This window comes from Xanthomonas sp. LF06-19 (assembly GCF_034105425.1).
GTDB classification, from domain to species: domain Bacteria; phylum Pseudomonadota; class Gammaproteobacteria; order Xanthomonadales; family Xanthomonadaceae; genus Xanthomonas_A; species Xanthomonas_A sontii.
In genome coordinates, this window is record NZ_JAXGGH010000001.1 from 517,854 (window position 1) to 537,137 (window position 19,284).

Consider the following 19,284-nt stretch of genomic DNA (forward strand, 5'->3'; position numbering starts at 1 on the left):
CGCCCATGGCCGCCGACAAGGCGTACAACCCGGATCCGCACGCGCATCCGGGTCTGCACCTGATCGCACTGCTGGAGGCCGGCAAGGGCCTGCTCGCGGTGCTGGCGGCCACGGGGCTGGAACTGATGGGTCCGGCCCCGCTGCGCGCGGGGGTGGACAAGCTGATCGTGCGTTTCAGCCTGGACCCGGACCACGGCGCCCTGCCCTCGCTGCTGACCATGATCAACCCCGGCGCGGTGCACCTGGCCGCCGCCGGCATGCTCGCCTACGGCGTGCTGCACATCATCGAGGCCTGGGGCCTGTGGCGCGCCAAGGCCTGGGCCTCGCTGCTGGGCTGCATCTCCGCGGCGATCTACCTGCCCTTCGACGTCTACGCGATCGTGCGCCACCCCGGCTGGGCGTCGTGGGCGGTGCTGGCGATCAATCTCGCCGTGGTCGGCATCCTCGCCCGCGATTTGGTGCGGCGGCGCCGGCATCCTCCTGCGGCCTAGCCGCACCCCGCGCCGCGGCGGTGCCGGCTTTCTTCAAGCGATATGCGCCTGCCAGGCACCGGTGGGCGCATTCGCGTTCCTGGCATTCGGCGGGCACCGCTGGCGGTCGCGCAGAAAACCGCATCCCACGCCGCATGATCATGCGGCAAGACCGCTCAGCGATCAGCGGGACGCACGTGCCTCGCCCGCTGTCGCATTCACTGCCGGCGCCCCATCCTCGGCACCGGGCGAACGCATCGCCTCCGAGTCGCTGGCGCGCACCGGCGGATGCGACAGCCGCACCGGCTCCGGCGCCACTTCCGCGCGCAGCAGCGGCAACGCGTAGGCATGCTCGCGCACCAGGAAATCCAGCATGCGTTCGCGCACGATGCAACGCAGGTCGAAGGCGTCGCCGGAGTTGCGCGCACTGACCAGCAGGCGCACCTGGATCGTGCGCTCGCTGGTGTCGGTCACCTGGGTCACGCAGACCCGTCCGTCCCACAGTGGCTCGCTCTTGCAGATCCGCTCCAGCTCGGCGCGCACTTGTGCGATCGGCGTGCGGTAGTCCAGCCACAGGAACGCGGTGCCGAGCAGGTCGGCGCTGTTGCGCGTCCAGTTCTGGAACGGGTTCTCGATGAACCAGGTCAGCGGCACCACCATGCGCCGCTCGTCCCAGATCCGCACCACCACGTAGGAACTGCCGATCTCCTCGATGCGGCCCCACTCGCCTTCGACGATGACCACGTCGTCGAGACGGATCGGCTGGGTCAGCGCGATCTGCAGGCCGGCGATCAGGTTGCCGAACACCGGCTTGGCGGCGATACCGGCGACCAGGCCGATGATGCCGGCCGAGGCCAGCAAGGTGGTGCCGATCTGCCGCACCGCCGGGAAGGTCAGCAGCACGATCGAGGTGCCCACCAGGATGATCGTGCCCATCGCCACCCGCGCCAGCACCCGGGTCTGGGTCTGCACGCGGCGTGCGGTGAGGTTGTCCGCCACCTCGATCGGATGGCTGCGCAGGATCGCCGTTTCCAGCGCCGCCACGCCGCGCACCAGCAGCCAGGTCACGCAGCCGATCATGCCGATGTGCAGCAGGTGCTGCAGGTCGGTCAGCGCCTTCTCGTCCAGCGGCGTGGATTCGAGCGCGAAGCTGAGCATCAGCATCGGCAGCAGGAAAGCGACCGGCACGCTGATCACGCGCACGATGCGCGCACGCCGGTAGTCGCGGCCGCGCATGCGCTGGGCGATGCGCAGCAACAGCCACCAGGCCAGGAAACCGAGAATCAGCGCGGCGCCGATCGGCAGCGTATAGGCACGCCAGGGCACCCAGTGAAGATCGAGGGTCAAGATGCGCTCCTTTGTCGGGGGGAGGAGTCGCGACAGTCTGGCAGTGGAGGGATTAGCACGATGTCGAGCACGCGCGGCGGCGCCGGGCGACGGCAGCCGCCTGGCATACAGGCGCGCGTGCAAACGCGTCCGAAAAGCGGCGCATGTCGCCGGCGACGCGAAGCCGACGGGCGGCATCGCACGCAGCGATGCCGCAGCCCTCGGGCCACGGCACGACAAGGCGCCGCACATGCGGCAGCGGCACGCGCCGCGGACTACACCAACCGACTACGCCAGCGGCGTGGCGACGTTGCGTCCGTTCTGCTTGCGCACGATCGCCATCGCGATCTCCAGCGACTGCTCGTAGTTCAGGCGCGGGTCGACGCTGGAACGGTAGGCCCGCTCCAGGTCGCGCTCAGTCAGTTCGCGCGCGCCGCCGGTGCACTCGGTGACGTCCTCGCCGGTCAGTTCCAGATGCACGCCGCCCAGGCGGGTGCCGGCCGCGGCGTGGATGTCGAACGACTGCTCCACCTCGCCCAGGACGTTCTGGTAGCGCCGGGTCTTGTAGCCGTTGCTGGTGCTTTCGGTGTTGCCGTGCATCGCATCGCACACCCACAGCACGCGGCGGCCGTCGCGCTTCACCGCGTCCAGCAGCGGCGGCAGCTTCTCGGCGATCTGCGCCGCGCCCATGCGGTGGATGAAGGTCAGCCGGCCAGGCTCGTCTTCCGGATTGAGCACGTCCATCAGGCGCAGCAACTGGTCCGGCTGCGCCGACGGCCCGACCTTGATCGCGATCGGATTGCGGATGCCGCGAAAGTACTCCACATGCGCGCCGTCCAGCGCCGCGGTGCGCATGCCGATCCACGGATAGTGCGTGCTGAGGTTGAACCAGCCCCACTGCCGCGGCACCTCTCGGGTCAGCGCTTCCTCGTATGGCAGCAGCAAGGCCTCGTGCGAGGTGTAGAAATCGACGCGGTTGAGGTTGTACAGCTGCGCGCCGGACAGGGTCTCCATGAAGCGCACCGCATCGCCGATCGAGGCCACCATCTTCTGGTAGTCCTCGGCCAGCGGCGAGCAGCCGACCCAGCTCAGGTTCCAGTACTCGGGATGGTGCAGGTCGGCGAAGCCGCCGTCGATCAGCGCGCGCACGAAGTTCATGGTCATCGCCGAACGCGAGTGCGCGGTGATCATGCGCCGCGGGTCCGGCACCCGCGCCTGCGCGGTGAACTCCGGGCCGTTGACCACGTCGCCGCGGTAGCTGGGCAGGGTCACGCCGTCGCGGGTCTCGGTATCGGCCGAGCGCGGCTTGGCGTACTGCCCGGCGTAGCGACCGACCCGCACCACCGGCAGGCGCAGGCCGTGCACCAGCACCAGACTCATCTGCAGCAGCACCTTGAGCCGGTTGGAGATGGTGCCGGATTCGCAATCGCTGAAGTTCTCCGCGCAATCGCCGCCCTGCAGCAGGAAGCGCTTGCCTTCCTGCGCCTCGGCCAGCTGCTTCTTCAGCGCGAAGATCTCCCAGGAGGTCACCAGCGGCGGCAACTGCCGCAGTTCCGTCAGCGCGGTCTCCAGCGCCTGCGGGTCCGGATACACCGGCATCTGCAGCGCCGGCCTGTCACGCCAACTGGCAGGTGACCAGGACGACGAGGCGGATGCGGACACGGCGGCGGCGGACAGATTCATGAAAGGACTCCTTGGCAGTGTGCGATGTTCGCAGAGCCGGGGCGCGCCGCATAGCGCCGCACGCCGGTCACGCTGGCAGCGCCAGGACATGAACGGCAAGCAACATCGCGATGCCACCATGACTTCCGGCCTACGCCGGCGTTTTTGCGAAAGCACACTGTTATTAAGTAACAATTCCTTTCCATTCGGTCCACCTCGCCATGACACGTCGCCCCCTCTCCTCCGCCATCGCCCTGATCCTCCTGGTCGCCCCCGGCCTCGCCCTCGCTGCGGATACCGCCGCCGACAGCAGCGCTGCCGCCGAGCCGACCGTCGATCTCGATCCGGTCACCGTCACCGCCAAGCTGGAAGCTGCGCGCAACGCGCTGTCGCCGGACATCGGCAGCAGCCAGTACGCGATCAGCGCCGAGGACATCGCGCGCCTGCCGCTGGGCGCTTCCACCCCGCTCAACCAGGTGCTGCTGCAGGCACCGGGCGTGGTCCAGGATTCCTATGGCGGCATCCATGTGCGCGGCGACCACGCCAACCTGCAGTACCGCATCAACGGCGTGATGATCCCCGAATCCATCTCCGGCTTCGGCCAGACCCTGGATCCGCGCACGATCAAGAACATCCGCCTGCTCGACGGCGCACTGCCGGCGCAGTTCGGCGACCGCACCGCGGCGGTGGTCGACATCACCACCAAGAACGGCGTGGAACTGGGCAACGGCGGCAGCGTCGGCATCACCGGCGGCTCCTACGGCACGCTCAACCCCAACGCCTCGTGGTGGGGCAGCGACGGCCGCTTCAGCTGGTTCGCCAGCGGCAACTACCTGCAGAACCGCATCGGCATGGAGAACCCGACCGACAGCGACAACCCGATCCACGACAAGACCCACCAGGGCAAGGGCTTCGCCGACCTCAGCTATCTGCTGAACGAGAACACCCGGCTCAGCCTGCTGGTCGGCTACGCCAACAACCGCTTCCAGATCCCCAACAACCCGGGACAGACGCCGGCGTTCACCTACCAGGGCAACAGCACCTTCGATTCGGCGCAGCTCGACGAGAACCAGCGCGAGAACACCCGTTTCGGCACCCTGGTGCTGCAGGGCGCGCTCGGCGACACCAGCTACCAGCTGTCGGCCGGCCAGCGCTACAGCAGCGTCGCGTTCTCCCCGGACATCGCCGGCGACCTGATCTTCAACGGCATCGCCTCGCAGGTGCAGCGCGCCAACCGTGCCAGCACCCTGCAGGCCGACTTCTCCACGCCGTGGGGCAGCACCCACACCTTGCGCTACGGCGTGTACGGCAACTTCGAACACGCCAACGCCAGCAACAACGCCTATGTGTTCCCGGCCAACGACGACGGCAGCCAGAGCAGCGACGTGCCGCTGTTCATTCCCGACAGCAGCCGCTTCCACGCCAGCACCTACGCGGTCTACCTGCAGGACGAGTGGCAGCCGAGCGACGCCTGGACCATCAACTACGGCGTGCGTGGCGACCGCTACAAGGCCTTCGGCACCACCGAGGGCCAGCTCAGCCCGCGCCTGGGCGTGGTCTGGCACGCCAGCGACAGCACCACCCTGCACGCCGGCTATGCGCGCTACTTCACCCCGCCGGCCACCGAGCTGATCTCCACCAGCGACATCGCCCTGTACGACGGCACCACCAACCAGCAGTCGGCGGCGGGCGGCCCGACCAAGCCGCTGAGCGAGCGCAGCGACTACTACGACCTGGGCATCTCGCAGATGGTCGGCGACCACCTGACCCTGGGCCTGGACACCTACTACCGCAAGGCCGATCGCCTGCAGGACGAAGGCCAGTTCGGCGCCGCCTACGTCTACTCCACCTTCAACTACCGCTACGGCCGCATCCGCGGCGCCGAGTTCAGCGCCGACTACAGCAACGGCCCGATCAACGCCTACTTCAACGCGGCCTACAGCAAGGCCATGGGCAAGCGGGTGATGACCAGCCTGTACAACTTCGACCCGGATGCGCTGGCCTACGCCTACGACCACTGGATCCACCTAGACCACGACCAGAAGCTGACCTCCTCCGGCGGCATCAACTACGCCCTGGCCGACGACAGCCGCATCGGCGCCGACTACCTGTTCGGCAGCGGCCTGCGCACCGACGCCGACGGCGTGCCCAATGGCGGCGAGCTGCCGGCGTACTTCCAGCTCAACCTCAGCGCCGGCCACGACTTCGCCCTGGCCAGCAGCCACCCGCTGCACGCACAGCTGGCCGTGCTCAACGTGCTCGACCGCCACTACCAGTTGCGCGACGGCGGCGGCATCGGTGTGTTCGCGCCGCAGTGGGCGCCGCGCCGCGGCGTCTACCTGAGCCTGCAGCAGGACTTCTGAGCAAGTCCCTGACGGCGGCCGGCGGCATGTCGCGCGACGTGCCGCAGGCCACGACACGATGGATGACGGCGGTTGTGGCGGAGTGATGCAAACGCAACGGCGGCCCCCCGCTACCGGTCGGTCTAGGGGCCGCCGCCAATCGCCGGGTAAGATGCATCCGGACCACCCGACCAAGGCACGTCCAGCAGGACAGCGAAGCCGCGCGCCGCGTCGTGGCCGTGGGATCGCCCAGCGGAGGCAGCGCCACACGGCACGCCGATCGCACACGAACCACCACCACGCGTTGCCACGCCCCTCCAGGCAGGTTTCGCACATGCGCCAGCACCTGTTCGCCGCCTTCGCGGCCACCCTTCTCGCCTGCGTTGCGCCATTGCCGGTGCATGCCAAGCGCGTTAAGGACTTCCGGATGCCGGTGGTCTTAGAAGGCGTCGGCTACGATCTCGCCGCGCGCGTGTATCGCCCCAAGGGCCCCGGCCCGTTTCCGCTGATCGTCATCCATCACGGCACGCCCGCGGACAAGCGCAAGCTCGCCGACACCCGGCTTGGTTTCGCCCGCGCCGCGCGCTGGTTCGCCGCCCGTGGCTACATGGTGGTGCTGGCCTTACGGCCTGGCTACGGCAGTTCCAGCGGCAGCTACCTGGAAGGCGCAGGCAACTGCCACGACGTCGATTTCGTCGTCGCCGGGCGCAGGATCGCGGCGGCCGAGGCGGCGATCGTCGACGCCGCCGCACGTCTTCCCGACGTGGACCCGCAACGCATCGTCGTGGTCGGCCAGTCCGCCGACGGCCTCGGCGCGGTGGCGCTGGCCGATGCGCCGCCACCCGGCGTGCGTGGCGTGATCAGCTTCGCCGGCGGGCGCGGCAGCAACGGCAAGGAGGTCATCTGCGCCGGCGAGGACCGCCTGGTCGAGGCGGAGAAGACGCTGGGCGCAGCGAATATGCTGCCCCAGCTGTGGCTGTACGCCGAGAACGATCACTTCTTCCGGCGCGACCTGGCGCATCGCATGTACGCCGCCTACCGCGCCGGCTCGACCCCGCCGGTGACCTTCGTCGATCTGCCGCCGTTCCGCGACGATGGCCACAAGACCTTCGCGCAGGCCGATCCGTCGGTGTGGGCAACACCGGTGGCGGCGTTTCTCGCCCAGGTCCTGCCGCAGGCTGCGAAGGCGCCTGCGCAGGCCGGTCTCGCGCCAGCGATGGAGGCGCCAGCCAAGTAGGTCGGCAGGATCGCAGGGCGACCTGTACGCGACGACAGCGAGCGCCGACGCTTCCCGGCGTGACCGCGGCACCGCCCAGCAACGCTGCCGCCAGGCGCCCGGTCAGGCCGGGCGATCGACGCGCAGCAGGCGCACGCTCAGATCAACGTGCGCTTGCGGCTCTTGAAGCCCGCATACAGCGCGAACACCGCCAGCAGCACGAAGCAGATCAGGCACCACATCGGCATCGACAGGCCGAGGAAGCGCCAGTCGATGTTGCCGCAGTCGCCGGTTCCGGTCAGCACCCGGCGCAGCACCTCGAACGGCCCCATGGTCTCGCGCAGGAAACTCAGCGGCGGGCCGCAGGACGCCATCGGGTCCGGGAACAGCTGCACCGAGACATGCTTGGTGGAGATGCCGGCGCCCACGAGCGCGGCCAGGAACGCCAGAACGCCATAAATCTTGCGCCCGCCGGCGCTGCGCGGCCCGTGCAGGGCACCGAGCAGGAACAGCACGCCCAGTGCGGCGAACGCGATGCGCTGGAAGATACACAGCGGGCACGGCTCGATGCCCAGCTGCAGCTGCACGAAGATCGCATAGCCCAGCAGGCCGGCACAGATCAGAAAGCCGAGCAGGAACTGCGCGCGGAAACCCCAACGTAACGGATTCATCGGACTCGAACTCGCATCGACGATCCACGCATTATCCGCGATCGTGCGCTCCATCACCATGTGTCATGGCGCTGTCCGCCGCCCCAGCCCGCGCCGCGACCGCGCTCTCCCCGTCCCCAAGCCCGACTCCGCGATCCCCCAAAAACAAAAAGCCCGGACATGCCGGGCTTCTTGATGCTGCAGATGCGAACCGATTACTCGGCCACTTCCTCGGCCACGGCCGGGCGATCGACCAGCTCGACGTACGCCATCGGCGCGTTGTCGCCGGCGCGGAAGCCGCACTTGAGGATGCGCAGGTAGCCACCCGGGCGCGCCTGGTAGCGCGGGCCCAGCGTGGTGAACAGGGTGCCGACCGCTTCCTTGTCGCGCAGGCGGGCGAACGCCAGGCGGCGGTTGGCGACGTTGTCGACCTTGGCCAGGGTGATCAGCGGCTCGGCGACGCGGCGCAGTTCCTTGGCCTTCGGCAGGGTGGTCTTGATCAGCTCGTGCTTGATCAGCGACGCCGCCATGTTCTTGAACATCGCTTCGCGGTGGGCGCTGGTGCGGCTGAACTTGCGGCCGGATTTCTGGTGACGCATGGGTTGGGATTCCTATAGAAGAGTGTGACTGTTGGAGATCGCTGTCGCCGTCGTGGCGTTGAAAGTGGACTGCGGATGGTCCGTGCCGGCCGTCCCTGACCGGGCGACGCCGCGGGCTTGGCGACCCGTCGACGTGGTGATGCGGATGAAGCGAACGACACGCGGCCGATGCCTTGCGGCACCGGCCGGATGCGCAAAACTCAGCCGAGCATGCCGTGCTGGGCGACGCCGGCCGGCGGCCAGTTCTCCAGCTTCATGCCGAGCGACAGGCCACGCTGGGCCAGCACTTCCTTGATCTCGGTGAGCGACTTCTTGCCCAGGTTCGGGGTCTTGAGCAGTTCGACTTCGGTCTTCTGGATCAGATCGCCGATGTAGTAGATGCTCTCGGCCTTCAGGCAGTTGGCCGAACGCACGGTCAGTTCCAGATCGTCGATCGGACGCAGCAGCACCGGATCCACGCCGTTGCTGGCCGGCTTGGCCGCGCCACGGTCGCGATGGGTGAAGTCGCCGAACACCGACAGCTGGTCGCTGAGGATGTCGGCGGCGGTGCGCACGGCTTCCTCGGCATCGATCGTGCCGTTGGTTTCGATGTCCAGGACCAGCTTGTCCAGGTCGGTGCGCTGCTCGACGCGGGCCGATTCGACCGCGTAGGCGACGCGGCGCACCGGCGAGAACGAGGCGTCCAGGACCAGGCGACCGATGGTGCGGGTCTCTTCGTCCGGACGGCGGCGCGCGGCGGCCGGCTGGTAGCCGAAGCCACGCTCGATCTTCAGACGCATGTTGATCGCCGTGTCCTTGGTCAGGTGGCAGATCACGTGGTCGTTGTTGAGGATCTCGACGTTGTGGTCGGTCTTGATGTCGGCGGCAGTGACCGTGCCCGGACCCTGCTTGGACAGCGACAGCGTGGCGCTGTCACCGGTATGCATGCGGATGGCCACGTCCTTGAGGTTCAGCAGGACTTCCAGCACGTCCTCCTGCAGCCCTTCGACCGTGGTGTACTCGTGCAGCACGCCGTCGATCTCGACTTCGGTGATCGCGAAGCCGGGAATCGAGGACAGCAGCACGCGACGCAGGGCGTTGCCCAGCGTATGCCCATACCCGCGCTCCAAGGGCTCGATCACGACCTTGGCGCGGTTGTCGGTAAGGCGTTCGATCTGCGGCCCACGCGGGCGCAGAACCTGGTTGGCGGTAACCGTCATGTTGCGGGTTCTCCTGACGAGCCTCCGTGGACCGGAGGCTCTCCGATGTGATTACTTCGAATACAACTCGACGATCAGCGCTTCGTTGATGTCGGCAGGCAGGTCCGCACGGTCCGGCACGGCCTTGAAGATGCCGCTGAACTTCTTCGAATCGACCTCGACCCACGACGGGTTCAGGTCGTGCGTTTCGGCAACGGTCAGCGCTTCCTGCACGCGAAGCTGCTTCTGCGCCTTTTCCGACAGGGCGATCGCGTCGCCGGCCTTGACCTGGTACGAGGCCAGGTTCACCGACTTGCCGTTGACCAGCACGCCACGGTGCGACACCAGCTGGCGCGCGGCCGGACGGGTGACGGCGAAGCCCATGCGATAGACGACGTTATCCAGGCGGGTTTCCAGCAGCTGCAGCAGGTTCTCGCCGGTGTTGCCCTTCTTGGTCGAGGCCTTCTTGTAGTAGTTGCGGAACTGACGCTCCAGCAGACCGTAGATACGCTTGACCTTCTGCTTCTCGCGCAGCTGGGTGGCGTAGTCGGACAGCTTGCCCTTGCGGGCGGTCGCGCCGTGCTGGCCGGGCTTCTGCTCCAGCTTGCACTTGGAGTCCAGCGCACGCGCCGGGCTCTTGAGGGAAAGATCGGCGCCTTCGCGGCGCGCGAGCTTACAGGTAGGACCGATATAACGAGCCATTTCTTATCGCTCCTTTAGACGCGACGCTTCTTCGGCGGACGGCACCCGTTGTGCGGGATCGGCGTCACGTCGATGATGTTGGTGATCTTGTATCCGACGTTGTTCAACGAACGGACGGCGGACTCGCGACCCGGACCCGGGCCCTTGATGCGCACTTCCAGCGACTTCACGCCGTAGTCGAGCGCAGCGCGCCCGGCCTTCTCGGCGGCCACCTGCGCCGCGAACGGCGTGGACTTGCGCGAACCGCGGAAACCGGCGCCACCGGAGGTCGCCCAGGACAACGCATTGCCCTGACGGTCGGTGATGGTCACGATGGTGTTGTTGAACGAAGCGTGGACGTGGGCGACGCCGTCGGTGACGACGCGCTTGATCTTCTTCTTGGTCTTTGCTGCTGCGGGCTTAGCCATGTCGGTCCCTTACTTCTTGATCGCCTTGCGCGGACCCTTACGGGTGCGGGCGTTGGTACGGGTGCGCTGACCGCGCAGGGGCAGGCCACGACGGTGACGCAGGCCGCGGTAGCAGCCCAGGTCCATCAGTCGCTTGATGGCGATGCCGATTTCGCGACGCAGGTCGCCTTCGACGATGTACTTGCCGACTTCGAGACGCAGGCGCTCGATTTCCGGCTCGGACAGGTCGCGGATCTTGGTGGTCGAGGTCACGCCTGCGGCTTCGCAGACCTTCTTCGAACGGGTACGGCCGATGCCGTAGATGCTTTGCAACCCGACCCAGACGTGCTTCTGGGCTGGCAGGTTGACGCCTGCAATACGCGCCATGACGCGGTTCTCCAACTGAGTGATGGCCCGACGGCGCACCACGGCGCCATCCGGCAGGATGGATCAAAAAGTGAACTTGTAAGTCTAGCAAGGTCTCGGGTTACATGGAAGCCCGCGGAACCGCAAGGTTCCGCAAGCCTGGCATGGGGAGTGTGCCCATGCTCCGGCGCCGGACGTCGTTGGCGAGGCGATGTATCCACCTTGCCGCCCGCGCTACTCCAGCGCAGGACCACCACGTCTCACCCGCGCACGAGACCGCTGCACGGGCCGCCCTTCAAGTCGGAAGACTGCGCCCGGGAGCCGGGGGCGTCTTAGCGGAAGGATTCAAACAGTATAGCAATCAACCGCGGGCAAAACCGCCGCCGCGCGAGCCGCCCTTGAGGTTGGCCTTCTTCAACAGGCTCTCGTACTGGTGCGACATCAGGTGCGCCTGGATCTGCGCGATGAAGTCCATCACCACCACGACCGCGATCAGCAGCGAGGTGCCGCCGAAGTGGAACGAGGTGCCAAGCTGGGCACGCATCACTTCCGGCAGCAGGCACACGATCACCAGGTACACCGAGCCGGCCGCGGTCAGGCGGGTCAGCACGCCGTCGACATAGTCGGCGGTGGCCTTGCCCGGACGGATGCCTGGAATCAGCGCGCCGGACTTCTTCAGGTTGTCCGCGGTTTCCTGCGAGTTGAACACCAGCGCGGTATAGAAGAACGCGAAGCCGATGATCAGCGCGGCGAACACGATCATGTGCACCGGCTCGCCCGGGCCCAGCGCGTTGGCGATGCGCTGCAGCCACATACCGAACGTGCTGTTGGAAGCGGCCTGGCCCGACCACATCGACAGCGTCGCCGGGAAGGCGAGGATGCTCGAGGCGAAGATCGGCGGAATCACGCCGGCCATGTTGAGCTTCAGCGGCAGGAACGAGGTCTGGTTCATGTACGCGTTGCGACCGCCCTGGCGGCGCGCGTAGTTCACCGTGATCCGACGCTGCCCGCGCTCGACGAACACCACGAACAGGGTGAAGGCGAGGATGGTCAGGACGATCAGCAACAGCGAGATGAAGCTCATGTTGCCGTCGCGGTAAGCTTCCACGGTCTGGATCGCCGCCGCCGGCAGGCCAGCGACGATGCCGGCGAAGATGATCAGCGAGACGCCGTTGCCGATGCCGCGCTCGGTCACCTGCTCGCCGACCCACATCAGGAAGATGGTGCCGGCGGTCAACGCGATCACCGCGGTGAGCACGAAGCCCATGCCGGGGGCGTAGACGACCGGCGCGCCGCCCGGTGCAGTCTGGTTCTGCAGCGCCAGGGCGATACTGCCGCCCTGCACCACCGCCAGCAGTACTGCGCCGATGCGCGAATACTGGGTGATCTTGCGCCGGCCCGACTCGCCTTCCTTCTGCATCGCCTTCAGCGACGGAAAGATGTGCGTGGCCAGCTGGATCACGATCGACGCCGAGATGTACGGCATCACGTTCAGCGCGAAGATGCTGAAACGGTGCAGGGCGCCGCCCGAGAACATGTTGAACATGTCCACGATGCCGCCGCCCTGCGCCTGCATCAGCGCAAGCATGGCTTCGGGATTGACGCCCGGCACCGGCACGTAGCAGCCGATGCGATAGACGATCAATGCGCCGAGAACGAACAACAGGCGCTGGCGAAGTTCCGTGAACTTGCCGAGCCCGCCGCCGAGGTTACCCATGCCAGCCTGCGCCATCTGCGTGTTACTCCTGCACGCTGCCGCCGGCAGCTTCGATTGCCGCCTTGGCACCGGCGGTCGCCGCAACGCCCTTCAGCACGAACTTCTTGGTCAGTTCGCCCTTCAGGACCACCTTGGCCTTCTTCGCGGTGCTCGGGACCAGCTTCGCGGCGCGCAGCGCAGCGAAATCGATCTCGCCGGCCGGCAGGTTGTCGAGCTGGTAGGACAGCACTTCGGCGGTGTCCTTGGCCATCTTCGAACGGAAGCCGATCTTCGGCAGGCGGCGCTGCATGGGGGTCTGGCCGCCTTCGAAGCCGGCCTTGATCTTGCCGCCGCCCTTGCGCGCGAACGAACCCTTGTGGCCGCGGCCGGCAGTCTTGCCGAGGCCGGAACCGATGCCGCGACCGACGCGGGTACGCTCGGTACGCGCGCCCGGAGCGGGCTTCAGATCATTCAGATGCAAAGTCATGGTCGATTACTCCTCAACCTGGACGAGGTACTGAACCTTGTTGATCAGGCCGCGCACTTGCGGGCTGTCCTTCAGTTCGCGCACATCGTTGAGCTTGTTCAGGCCCAGGGCACGCACCGACAGGCGGTGACGCGACTGGGTACCACGCAGGCCGCGCACCAGGCGCACCTTGACGGTCTTGGTGGATTCATTAGCCATGGGTCAGATCCTCCACCTTCTTGCCGCGCTTGGCCGCGATGCGGGCCGGCGACTGCATGTCTTCCAGGCCGCGCAGGGTGGCGCGCACCAGGTTGATCGGGTTGCGCGAACCGACGGCCTTGGCCAGCACGTTCTTCACGCCCACCGCTTCCAGCACGGCGCGCATCGCACCGCCGGCGATCACGCCGGTACCTTCAGAGGCCGGCATCATGAACACGCGCGCCGCGCCGTGGCCGGACTTCACCGGGTGCCACAGGGTGCCGTTGTTCAGATCGATGTTGAGCATGCCCTTGCGCGCATACTCCATCGACTTCTGGATCGCGACCGGCACTTCGCGCGCCTTGCCGTAACCGAAGCCGATCTTGCCGTTGCCGTCGCCGACCACGGTCAGCGCGGTGAAGGTGAACTGGCGACCGCCCTTGACCGTCTTGCTGACGCGGTTGACCGCGACCAGCTTCTCGATCATGCCGTCGTCGACTTTCTCTTCGCGGTTGCGGTCGCGATCACGACCCCGCGGTGCACGCTGTTCTTCAGCCATTGTGATGTCCTTGATAGAGGAAAAGATTTACGGCTTCGTTGCCGCTTGTGGTTGTGGTCTGGAGCCGTGTTCCCCGGACGCGCGCAGAAGGCGCGCCAAGGTCCGATGCAGCCCGCATCGGCGGGACGGACGCGGCATCGCCGCGCCCGCAAGGATCAGAACTGCAGGCCGCCTTCGCGCGCGGCGTCGGCCAGCGCCTTGATGCGGCCGTGGTAGCGGTAGCCCGAGCGGTCGAAGGCGACCTTCTCGACGCCCGCGGCCTTGGCGCGCTCGGCGATCAGCTTGCCGACCTTGGCGGCGGCGTCGCTGTTCTTGCCGTTCTTCAGGCCGTCCTTGACGTCGGCCTGCAGGGTGTTCGCCGCGGCGAGGACCTTGGAGCCGTCGGCGGTGAAGACCTGCGCGTACAGGTGCTGGCCGGTGCGCAGCACCGACAGGCGGGCGACGCCGAGCTCGCGGATGTGGGCGCGGGTCGACTTGGCGCGACGCAGGCGGGCGATGTTCTTGTTGATGCTCATGGTATGTGTCCTAGGAAAGCTGAAGGGGAACAGGCTTTTGCAGTGGAGAGTCCGGCCATGGATGGCCGGGCTCCTCGCAGAAGGACCTGCCTTAGGCCTTCTTGGCTTCCTTGCGAATGATGGCTTCACCGGCGTACTTCACACCCTTGCCCTTGTAGGGCTCCGGCGGACGGAAACCGCGGATCTTGGCGGCGACTTCGCCGACGCGCTGCTTGTCGGCGCCCTGCACCAGGATCTCGGTCTGGGTCGGAGCGGCCAGGGTGATGCCTTCCGGCGCGCTGAACACGATCGGGTGCGAGAAACCGAGCGCCAGGCTCAGGTCCTTGCCCTGCATCGTGGCACGGTAGCCGACGCCCACCAGCTCGAGCTTGCGCTCGAAGCCCGCGGACACGCCCTGCACCATGTTCGCCAGGATGGCACGAACCGTGCCGGTGATGGCGATGTGCGACGGATCGTTCGCCGACAGCGTGGCGACACCGTTTTCCTGCTTGATTTCGACGCCGGCCGGCTTCGGCAGCGACAGGGTGCCCTTCGGGCCCTTGACGCTGACCTGATCGGCCTGGACGGTGAGTTCGACGCCCTTCGGGAGGGAGATCGGCTTCTTGGCTACGCGGGACATGTGAGTGCTCCTTCCCTTAGGCCACGAAGCACAGGACTTCGCCACCGACGCCGGCCTGACGGGCCTGCGCATCGGTCATGATGCCCTTGGACGTGGAAATGATGGCAACGCCCAGACCGCCGAGAACCTTCGGCAGCTCGGTCTTGCCGCGATACTGGCGCAGACCCGAACGCGAAACGCGCTTGAGCGTATCGATGACCGGACGGCCCTCGAAATACTTCAGCACGATTTCCAGTTCGGACTTGTTGTTCTCGATCGCGTTGACGCGCAGATCGCTGATGTAGCCTTCGGCCTTCAGCACTTCCGCGATCGCAACCTTGATCTTGGAGGACGGCATCTTCACCGTCGGCTTGCCAACCGCGGCCGCATTCTTGATGCGGACCAGCAGGTCGGCGATGGGATCAGTCATGCTCATGGTGTCTACCTTTGAGTGCACCGATATCCGCTTTCGCGAAAATCTTGTGTGGTGGAGCGGTGGAATGACGCAGGGGGTGAAGCGCGCGACCGCCGGAGGAACCCGCGGCGACTGCCATACCCGTCCCTGCCGCGAGGCAAGGAGCGGGAGTATACGACAAAAAGTCCGACTTGCGTCGGACTCGTTGTCTGAACGACACGCGGGCGGCTAGACCGCCCTGCCCGGCCCCGCGAACGGGACCGGCGCCGCTGGCATTACCAGCTGGCCTTGCGCAGGCCCGGAACGTCGCCGTTCATGGTCGCCTTGCGCAGCATGTTGCGGCCCAGGCCGAACTTGCCGTACACGCCACGCGGGCGGCCGGACAGTTCGCAACGGGTGCGCTGGCGGCTCGGCGACGAATCGCGCGGCAGCTTCTGCAGCTTGGTCACGGCCTCGGCCTTCTCGTCGTACGAGGCGGTGCCGGAGGCGATGATCTTCTTCAGCGCATCACGCTTGTCGGCGAACTTCTTCGCCAGCTTCTTGCGCTTGATGTCGCGGTTGACCATGGAGGTCTTTGCCATCTGTAAATCCTCGGGATTCGAGAGTGGGGATTGGAGATTTCCAGAACCCGGGATGTGACGGGCGCAGCGCCCTTCCATCCCGAATCCCGAATCCCGAATCCCGGCTGTCAATCAGTTACGGAACGGGAACTTGAACGCTTCGAGCAGCGCCTTGGCTTCGGCGTCGGTCTTGGCGGTGGTGGTGATGGCGATATCCATACCGCGGATCGCGTCGACGGCGTCGAAGTCGATTTCCGGGAAGATGATCTGCTCCTTCACGCCCATGTTGAAGTTGCCGCGGCCGTCGAACGAACGACCCGAGACACCACGGAAGTCGCGCACGCGCGGCAGCGAGATGTTGATCAGGCGGTCCAGGAACTCGTACATCTTGGCGCGACGCAGCGTGGTCTTGCAGCCGATCGGCCAACCATCGCGGATCTTGAACGAGGCCACCGAGATGCGCGACTTGGTCACCACCGGCTTCTGGCCGGAGACCTTGGCCATGTCGGCAACGGCGTTTTCCAGGATCTTCTTGTTCGTCGCCGCCTCGCCCACGCCCATGTTCAGCGTGACCTTGACCAGCTTCGGCACTTCCATCGGATTGGTGTAACCGAACTTCTTCATCAGAGCCGGTACCACTTCTTCCTTGTAGATCTTTTCGAGACGGGAAGTCATTGTGTCATTCCTCAGGCGTCGAGCGCCTCACCGCTGGAGCGGAACACACGCAGTTTGCGTCCATCCTCCAGCACCTTGAAGCCAACGCGGTCGCCCTTGCCCGTCGCCGGGTTGACGATCGCCACGTTGGAAATATGGATCGACGCTTCGCGCTCGACCACGCCGCCGGCGACGCCCGCCTGCGGGTTCGGCTTGGTGTGGCGCTTGACGATGTTCGCGTTGGAGACGACCACGCGGTCGCCGTCGACGCGGACGACTTCGCCCTGCTTGCCCTTGTCCTTGCCGGTGGTGACGACGACCTGGTCGCCCTTCTTGATACGGTTAGCCATGTGTATGTCCTCCGCTCACAGCACTTCGGGAGCGAGCGAGACGATCTTCATGAACTTCTCGGACCGCAGCTCGCGGGTCACAGGCCCGAAGATGCGCGTGCCGATCGGCTCCTGCTTGTTGTTGAGCAACACCGCGGCGTTGCCGTCGAAGCGGATCAACGAACCGTCCGGACGACGCACACCCTTGCGGGTACGCACGACGACGGCGTCGTAGACTTCGCCCTTCTTGACCTTGCCGCGCGGGATCGCGTCCTTGACGGTGACCTTGATGATGTCGCCAATGTGCGCGTAGCGGCGCTTAGAGCCGCCGAGCACCTTGATGCACATCACTTCCTTGGCACCGGAATTGTCGGCGACGTCGAGGTAGCTCTGCATCTGGATCATGATTCAGATCTCCCTTATTCGGCCGCGCGGGTGACGATTTCCACCACCCGCCAGTTCTTGGTCTTGGACATCGGCGCAATCTCGGTCACGCGCACGACATCGCCTTCGTTGCAGGCGTTGTCGGCGTCGTGGGCATGGAGCTTGGTCGAGCGCTTGATGTACTTGCCGTACAGCGCATGCTTGACCTGACGCTCCACCAGCACGGTGACGGTCTTGTCCATCTTGTTGCTGACCACACGGCCTTCGACCGTGCGCAGCGTCTTGCTTTCGTTATTGTCGCTCATCGCGGCCATCCTTACTTCGTGCTGCCGAGCAGGTGCTTGACGCGAGCGATCTCGCGGCGCACCCGGCGGGTTTCGTGAGTCTTCGGCAGCTGCCCGGTGACCTGCTGCATGCGCAGGGCGAACTGCTCCTTGCGCAGATCGGTCAGGTGGGCCTTCAGATCGTCGGCCGACTTCTCGCGGAGTTGTTTGATGTCCATCAGCGTACCGTCCGGGTCACGAAGGTGGTGGTCACCGAAAGCTTGGCAGCGGCCAGGCGGAACGCCTCGCGCGCGACATCTTCGCCGACGCCTTCGATTTCATAGATCATGCGACCGGGCTGGATCTGCGCGACCCAGTACTCGACGTTACCCTTACCGGAGCCCATTCGCACTTCGATCGGCTTCTTGGTGATCGGCTTGTCCGGGAACACGCGGATCCACATCTTGCCGCCGCGCTTGACGTAGCGGCTGATCGAGCGGCGCGCCGCTTCGATCTGGCGCGCGGTCAGCTGACCGTGCGCCGTGGCCTTCAGCCCGTACTCGCCGAAGCTGACGGCGTTTCCGCTCCACGCCAGGCCGTCGTTACGACCCTTGTGCATCTTGCGGTATTTGGTTCGCTTGGGTTGCAACATTGCCGTTACCTCGCTTCACGGGCCGGACGCGACGGACGGTCGCCACGGTCGCCGCGATCGTTACGATCGTTGCGCGGGGAATCGTCCTGCTTTTCCTGGCCAACCTGGGAGAAATCGAAGATCTCGCCCTTGTAGATCCAGACCTTGATGCCGATGATGCCGTAGGTCGTCTTGGCTTCGGCGAAGCCGTAGTCGATGTCGGCACGCAGCGTGTGCAGCGGCACGCGGCCCTCGCGGTACCACTCGGAACGGGCGATTTCCGCACCGTTCAGACGGCCGGCGACGTTGACCTTGATGCCCAGGGCACCCAGGCGCATCGCGTTGCCGACCGAGCGCTTCATCGCGCGGCGGAACATGATGCGACGCTCCAGCTGCTGCGCGATCGACTCGGCGACCAGCTGCGCATCCAGCTCCGGCTTGCGCACTTCGGTGACGTTGATGTGGGCGGGGACGCCCATCATCTCGCTCACTTCCTTGCGCAGCTTCTCGATGTCCTCACCGCGCTTGCCGATCACCACGCCCGGACGGGCGGTGTGGATCGTCACGCGCGCGGTCTTGGCCGGACGCTCGATCAGGATCTTGCTGATGCCCGCCTGCGCCAGCTTCTTGCGCAGCATTTCGCGGACCTTGAGGTCGGCTGCCAGGTAACCGGCAAACTCGGCCTTGTTGGCGTACCACTTGGAATTCCAGTCCTTGGCGATACCCAGGCGGATTCCGATCGGATGAACTTTATGACCCATCGTCTTTTCCTTTCCGCTTACTTGGCGGCGCCCACAACCACAGTGATGTGGCTGGTGCGCTTGAGGATGCGGGTACCGCGGCCTTTCGCCCGCGCCATGAAACGCTTCAGGGTCGGACCTTCATCAACCATGATGGTCTTGACCTTCAGCTCGTCGACATCCGCGCCTTGATTGTTCTCGGCATTGGCGATCGCCGACTCCACCACCTTCTTGATCAGGTGGGCAGCCTTCTTGTCCGAGAACTTCAGCAGGTTGACCGCCCGCTCGGCGGAAAGACCGCGCACCTGGTCGGCGACCAGGCGGGCCTTCTGCGGGGAGATGCGCGCGGTGCGCAGGATTGCTTTCGCTTCCATCGTCA

Annotated in this window: 27 protein-coding genes; 3 read left to right on the top strand and 24 right to left on the bottom strand. The window is 66.1% G+C overall.

The features are described 5' to 3' along the window. Positions 1-5: 5 nt before the first annotated feature. Positions 6-491: a DUF2127 domain-containing protein gene (locus tag SLW55_RS02290; protein WP_017913015.1), complete on the top strand. Its 486-nt coding sequence runs from the start codon at positions 6-8 to the stop codon at positions 489-491. Positions 492-653: 162 nt separating this feature from the next. On the opposite strand, the gene SLW55_RS02295 is transcribed toward SLW55_RS02290, so the two are convergent. Both SLW55_RS02295 and SLW55_RS02300 read right to left on the bottom strand, forming a co-directional pair. Continuing rightward, on the bottom strand, positions 654-1,817 hold the full coding sequence (locus SLW55_RS02295; RefSeq protein ID WP_026143871.1) for a mechanosensitive ion channel domain-containing protein: 1,164 nt from the start codon (positions 1,815-1,817) through the stop codon (positions 654-656). Positions 1,818-2,084: 267 nt separating this feature from the next. Beyond that, positions 2,085-3,479 carry a 3-deoxy-7-phosphoheptulonate synthase class II gene (locus SLW55_RS02300; protein WP_043093024.1) on the bottom strand — a complete coding sequence of 465 codons (1,395 nt, stop codon included), beginning with the start codon at positions 3,477-3,479 and terminating at the stop codon, positions 2,085-2,087. Between the two features lie 200 nt (positions 3,480-3,679). Between SLW55_RS02300 and SLW55_RS02305 the strand changes: the two genes are divergently transcribed. Further along, positions 3,680-5,821: a TonB-dependent receptor gene (locus SLW55_RS02305; RefSeq protein WP_267100337.1), complete on the top strand. Its 2,142-nt coding sequence runs from the start codon at positions 3,680-3,682 to the stop codon at positions 5,819-5,821. A 313-nt stretch (positions 5,822-6,134) separates the two neighbouring features. Next, complete coding sequence (locus tag SLW55_RS02310) at positions 6,135-7,037, top strand: CocE/NonD family hydrolase (RefSeq protein ID WP_267100338.1); 903 nt, start codon at positions 6,135-6,137, stop codon at positions 7,035-7,037. 137 nt (positions 7,038-7,174) lie between these two features. Here SLW55_RS02310 and SLW55_RS02315 read toward each other — a convergent pair whose 3' ends face one another. The 22 genes from SLW55_RS02315 to rplV form a co-directional block, all read right to left on the bottom strand. Then, positions 7,175-7,687, bottom strand: a complete 513-nt coding sequence (locus SLW55_RS02315; RefSeq protein WP_043095224.1) for a disulfide bond formation protein B — start codon at positions 7,685-7,687, stop codon at positions 7,175-7,177. A 194-nt stretch (positions 7,688-7,881) separates the two neighbouring features. Next, on the bottom strand, positions 7,882-8,265 hold the full coding sequence (gene rplQ, locus SLW55_RS02320) for a 50S ribosomal protein L17 (RefSeq protein WP_010340456.1): 384 nt from the start codon (positions 8,263-8,265) through the stop codon (positions 7,882-7,884). Positions 8,266-8,465: 200 nt separating this feature from the next. Beyond that, positions 8,466-9,464, bottom strand: coding sequence for a DNA-directed RNA polymerase subunit alpha (gene rpoA, locus SLW55_RS02325; protein ID WP_010340455.1), 999 nt, complete (start codon positions 9,462-9,464; stop codon positions 8,466-8,468). A 51-nt stretch (positions 9,465-9,515) separates the two neighbouring features. Beyond that, the gene (gene rpsD, locus SLW55_RS02330; protein ID WP_010340454.1) at positions 9,516-10,145 is read right to left on the bottom strand and encodes a 30S ribosomal protein S4; all 630 of its coding nucleotides are present in this window, start codon (positions 10,143-10,145) and stop codon (positions 9,516-9,518) included. Positions 10,146-10,159: 14 nt separating this feature from the next. Further along, positions 10,160-10,552, bottom strand: a complete 393-nt coding sequence (gene rpsK / locus SLW55_RS02335) for a 30S ribosomal protein S11 (protein ID WP_003470632.1) — start codon at positions 10,550-10,552, stop codon at positions 10,160-10,162. A 9-nt stretch (positions 10,553-10,561) separates the two neighbouring features. Continuing rightward, complete coding sequence (gene rpsM, locus SLW55_RS02340; RefSeq protein WP_010340453.1) at positions 10,562-10,918, bottom strand: 30S ribosomal protein S13; 357 nt, start codon at positions 10,916-10,918, stop codon at positions 10,562-10,564. A gap of 340 nt (positions 10,919-11,258) precedes the next feature. Continuing rightward, positions 11,259-12,629: a preprotein translocase subunit SecY gene (gene secY, locus SLW55_RS02345; RefSeq protein WP_026143874.1), complete on the bottom strand. Its 1,371-nt coding sequence runs from the start codon at positions 12,627-12,629 to the stop codon at positions 11,259-11,261. A 7-nt stretch (positions 12,630-12,636) separates the two neighbouring features. Beyond that, entirely contained in the window at positions 12,637-13,080 is a 444-nt protein-coding gene (gene rplO, locus SLW55_RS02350) for a 50S ribosomal protein L15 (protein WP_010340451.1), read from the bottom strand. Between the two features lie 6 nt (positions 13,081-13,086). Further along, complete coding sequence (rpmD, locus tag SLW55_RS02355) at positions 13,087-13,278, bottom strand: 50S ribosomal protein L30 (protein WP_010340450.1); 192 nt, start codon at positions 13,276-13,278, stop codon at positions 13,087-13,089. After that, positions 13,271-13,816: a 30S ribosomal protein S5 gene (rpsE, locus tag SLW55_RS02360; protein WP_010340449.1), complete on the bottom strand. Its 546-nt coding sequence runs from the start codon at positions 13,814-13,816 to the stop codon at positions 13,271-13,273. The genes rpmD and rpsE overlap by 8 nt, the downstream gene beginning before the upstream one ends. A 155-nt stretch (positions 13,817-13,971) precedes the next feature. Next, entirely contained in the window at positions 13,972-14,331 is a 360-nt protein-coding gene (gene rplR, locus SLW55_RS02365) for a 50S ribosomal protein L18 (protein WP_010340448.1), read from the bottom strand. Between the two features lie 91 nt (positions 14,332-14,422). Next, positions 14,423-14,950, bottom strand: coding sequence for a 50S ribosomal protein L6 (gene rplF / locus SLW55_RS02370; RefSeq protein ID WP_017908703.1), 528 nt, complete (start codon positions 14,948-14,950; stop codon positions 14,423-14,425). Between the two features lie 16 nt (positions 14,951-14,966). Further along, a complete protein-coding gene (gene rpsH / locus SLW55_RS02375) occupies positions 14,967-15,365 on the bottom strand; it encodes a 30S ribosomal protein S8 (RefSeq protein WP_010340446.1) in 399 nt (132 codons plus the stop codon). Between the two features lie 254 nt (positions 15,366-15,619). Beyond that, the gene (gene rpsN, locus SLW55_RS02380; RefSeq protein ID WP_010341607.1) at positions 15,620-15,925 is read right to left on the bottom strand and encodes a 30S ribosomal protein S14; all 306 of its coding nucleotides are present in this window, start codon (positions 15,923-15,925) and stop codon (positions 15,620-15,622) included. 111 nt (positions 15,926-16,036) lie between these two features. Continuing rightward, complete coding sequence (rplE, locus tag SLW55_RS02385) at positions 16,037-16,579, bottom strand: 50S ribosomal protein L5 (protein ID WP_010341606.1); 543 nt, start codon at positions 16,577-16,579, stop codon at positions 16,037-16,039. Between the two features lie 11 nt (positions 16,580-16,590). Further along, entirely contained in the window at positions 16,591-16,908 is a 318-nt protein-coding gene (rplX, locus tag SLW55_RS02390; protein WP_043093029.1) for a 50S ribosomal protein L24, read from the bottom strand. Between the two features lie 15 nt (positions 16,909-16,923). Continuing rightward, positions 16,924-17,292 (bottom strand): 50S ribosomal protein L14, encoded by a 369-nt coding sequence (rplN, locus tag SLW55_RS02395; RefSeq protein WP_003486699.1) that lies wholly within the window; start codon positions 17,290-17,292, stop codon positions 16,924-16,926. Between the two features lie 14 nt (positions 17,293-17,306). Further along, the gene (gene rpsQ / locus SLW55_RS02400; RefSeq protein WP_010341599.1) at positions 17,307-17,576 is read right to left on the bottom strand and encodes a 30S ribosomal protein S17; all 270 of its coding nucleotides are present in this window, start codon (positions 17,574-17,576) and stop codon (positions 17,307-17,309) included. Positions 17,577-17,587: 11 nt separating this feature from the next. Beyond that, the gene (gene rpmC, locus SLW55_RS02405; RefSeq protein WP_010341597.1) at positions 17,588-17,773 is read right to left on the bottom strand and encodes a 50S ribosomal protein L29; all 186 of its coding nucleotides are present in this window, start codon (positions 17,771-17,773) and stop codon (positions 17,588-17,590) included. Then, positions 17,773-18,186 carry a 50S ribosomal protein L16 gene (gene rplP / locus SLW55_RS02410; protein ID WP_003470657.1) on the bottom strand — a complete coding sequence of 138 codons (414 nt, stop codon included), beginning with the start codon at positions 18,184-18,186 and terminating at the stop codon, positions 17,773-17,775. Before rplP ends, rpmC begins: the two co-directional genes overlap by 1 nt. Before the next feature lie 5 nt (positions 18,187-18,191). Next, entirely contained in the window at positions 18,192-18,926 is a 735-nt protein-coding gene (rpsC, locus tag SLW55_RS02415; RefSeq protein WP_010341595.1) for a 30S ribosomal protein S3, read from the bottom strand. 17 nt (positions 18,927-18,943) lie between these two features. Beyond that, positions 18,944-19,279 (bottom strand): 50S ribosomal protein L22, encoded by a 336-nt coding sequence (gene rplV, locus SLW55_RS02420; protein ID WP_003470663.1) that lies wholly within the window; start codon positions 19,277-19,279, stop codon positions 18,944-18,946. Positions 19,280-19,284: the final 5 nt, after the last annotated feature.

What these genes read in the sequence shown, in the direction of transcription:
- rplE (WP_010341606.1), bottom strand. Translation starts at nt 16,579, where the DNA reads ATGACTTCCCGTCTCGAAAAGATCTACAAGGAAGAAGTGGTACCGGCT.
- SLW55_RS02290 (WP_017913015.1), top strand. Translation starts at nt 6, where the DNA reads ATGGCCGCCGACAAGGCGTACAACCCGGATCCGCACGCGCATCCGGGT.
- rplQ (WP_010340456.1), bottom strand. Translation starts at nt 8,265, where the DNA reads ATGCGTCACCAGAAATCCGGCCGCAAGTTCAGCCGCACCAGCGCCCAC.
- rplO (WP_010340451.1), bottom strand. Translation starts at nt 13,080, where the DNA reads ATGACTTTGCATCTGAATGATCTGAAGCCCGCTCCGGGCGCGCGTACC.
- rplN (WP_003486699.1), bottom strand. Translation starts at nt 17,292, where the DNA reads ATGATCCAGATGCAGAGCTACCTCGACGTCGCCGACAATTCCGGTGCC.
- rpsK (WP_003470632.1), bottom strand. Translation starts at nt 10,552, where the DNA reads ATGGCTAAGCCCGCAGCAGCAAAGACCAAGAAGAAGATCAAGCGCGTC.
- SLW55_RS02300 (WP_043093024.1), bottom strand. Translation starts at nt 3,479, where the DNA reads ATGAATCTGTCCGCCGCCGCCGTGTCCGCATCCGCCTCGTCGTCCTGG.
- rplR (WP_010340448.1), bottom strand. Translation starts at nt 14,331, where the DNA reads ATGAGCATCAACAAGAACATCGCCCGCCTGCGTCGCGCCAAGTCGACC.
- rplV (WP_003470663.1), bottom strand. Translation starts at nt 19,279, where the DNA reads ATGGAAGCGAAAGCAATCCTGCGCACCGCGCGCATCTCCCCGCAGAAG.
- rpsH (WP_010340446.1), bottom strand. Translation starts at nt 15,365, where the DNA reads ATGAGCATGACTGATCCCATCGCCGACCTGCTGGTCCGCATCAAGAAT.
- rpsD (WP_010340454.1), bottom strand. Translation starts at nt 10,145, where the DNA reads ATGGCTCGTTATATCGGTCCTACCTGTAAGCTCGCGCGCCGCGAAGGC.
- rpmC (WP_010341597.1), bottom strand. Translation starts at nt 17,773, where the DNA reads ATGGACATCAAACAACTCCGCGAGAAGTCGGCCGACGATCTGAAGGCC.
- rpsM (WP_010340453.1), bottom strand. Translation starts at nt 10,918, where the DNA reads ATGGCGCGTATTGCAGGCGTCAACCTGCCAGCCCAGAAGCACGTCTGG.
- rplP (WP_003470657.1), bottom strand. Translation starts at nt 18,186, where the DNA reads ATGTTGCAACCCAAGCGAACCAAATACCGCAAGATGCACAAGGGTCGT.
- SLW55_RS02305 (WP_267100337.1), top strand. Translation starts at nt 3,680, where the DNA reads ATGACACGTCGCCCCCTCTCCTCCGCCATCGCCCTGATCCTCCTGGTC.
- rpsQ (WP_010341599.1), bottom strand. Translation starts at nt 17,576, where the DNA reads ATGAGCGACAATAACGAAAGCAAGACGCTGCGCACGGTCGAAGGCCGT.
- rplF (WP_017908703.1), bottom strand. Translation starts at nt 14,950, where the DNA reads ATGTCCCGCGTAGCCAAGAAGCCGATCTCCCTCCCGAAGGGCGTCGAA.
- SLW55_RS02310 (WP_267100338.1), top strand. Translation starts at nt 6,135, where the DNA reads ATGCGCCAGCACCTGTTCGCCGCCTTCGCGGCCACCCTTCTCGCCTGC.
- rpmD (WP_010340450.1), bottom strand. Translation starts at nt 13,278, where the DNA reads ATGGCTAATGAATCCACCAAGACCGTCAAGGTGCGCCTGGTGCGCGGC.
- rpsE (WP_010340449.1), bottom strand. Translation starts at nt 13,816, where the DNA reads ATGGCTGAAGAACAGCGTGCACCGCGGGGTCGTGATCGCGACCGCAAC.
- rplX (WP_043093029.1), bottom strand. Translation starts at nt 16,908, where the DNA reads ATGGCTAACCGTATCAAGAAGGGCGACCAGGTCGTCGTCACCACCGGC.
- rpsC (WP_010341595.1), bottom strand. Translation starts at nt 18,926, where the DNA reads ATGGGTCATAAAGTTCATCCGATCGGAATCCGCCTGGGTATCGCCAAG.
- SLW55_RS02315 (WP_043095224.1), bottom strand. Translation starts at nt 7,687, where the DNA reads ATGAATCCGTTACGTTGGGGTTTCCGCGCGCAGTTCCTGCTCGGCTTT.
- secY (WP_026143874.1), bottom strand. Translation starts at nt 12,629, where the DNA reads ATGGCGCAGGCTGGCATGGGTAACCTCGGCGGCGGGCTCGGCAAGTTC.
- rpsN (WP_010341607.1), bottom strand. Translation starts at nt 15,925, where the DNA reads ATGGCAAAGACCTCCATGGTCAACCGCGACATCAAGCGCAAGAAGCTG.
- rpoA (WP_010340455.1), bottom strand. Translation starts at nt 9,464, where the DNA reads ATGACGGTTACCGCCAACCAGGTTCTGCGCCCGCGTGGGCCGCAGATC.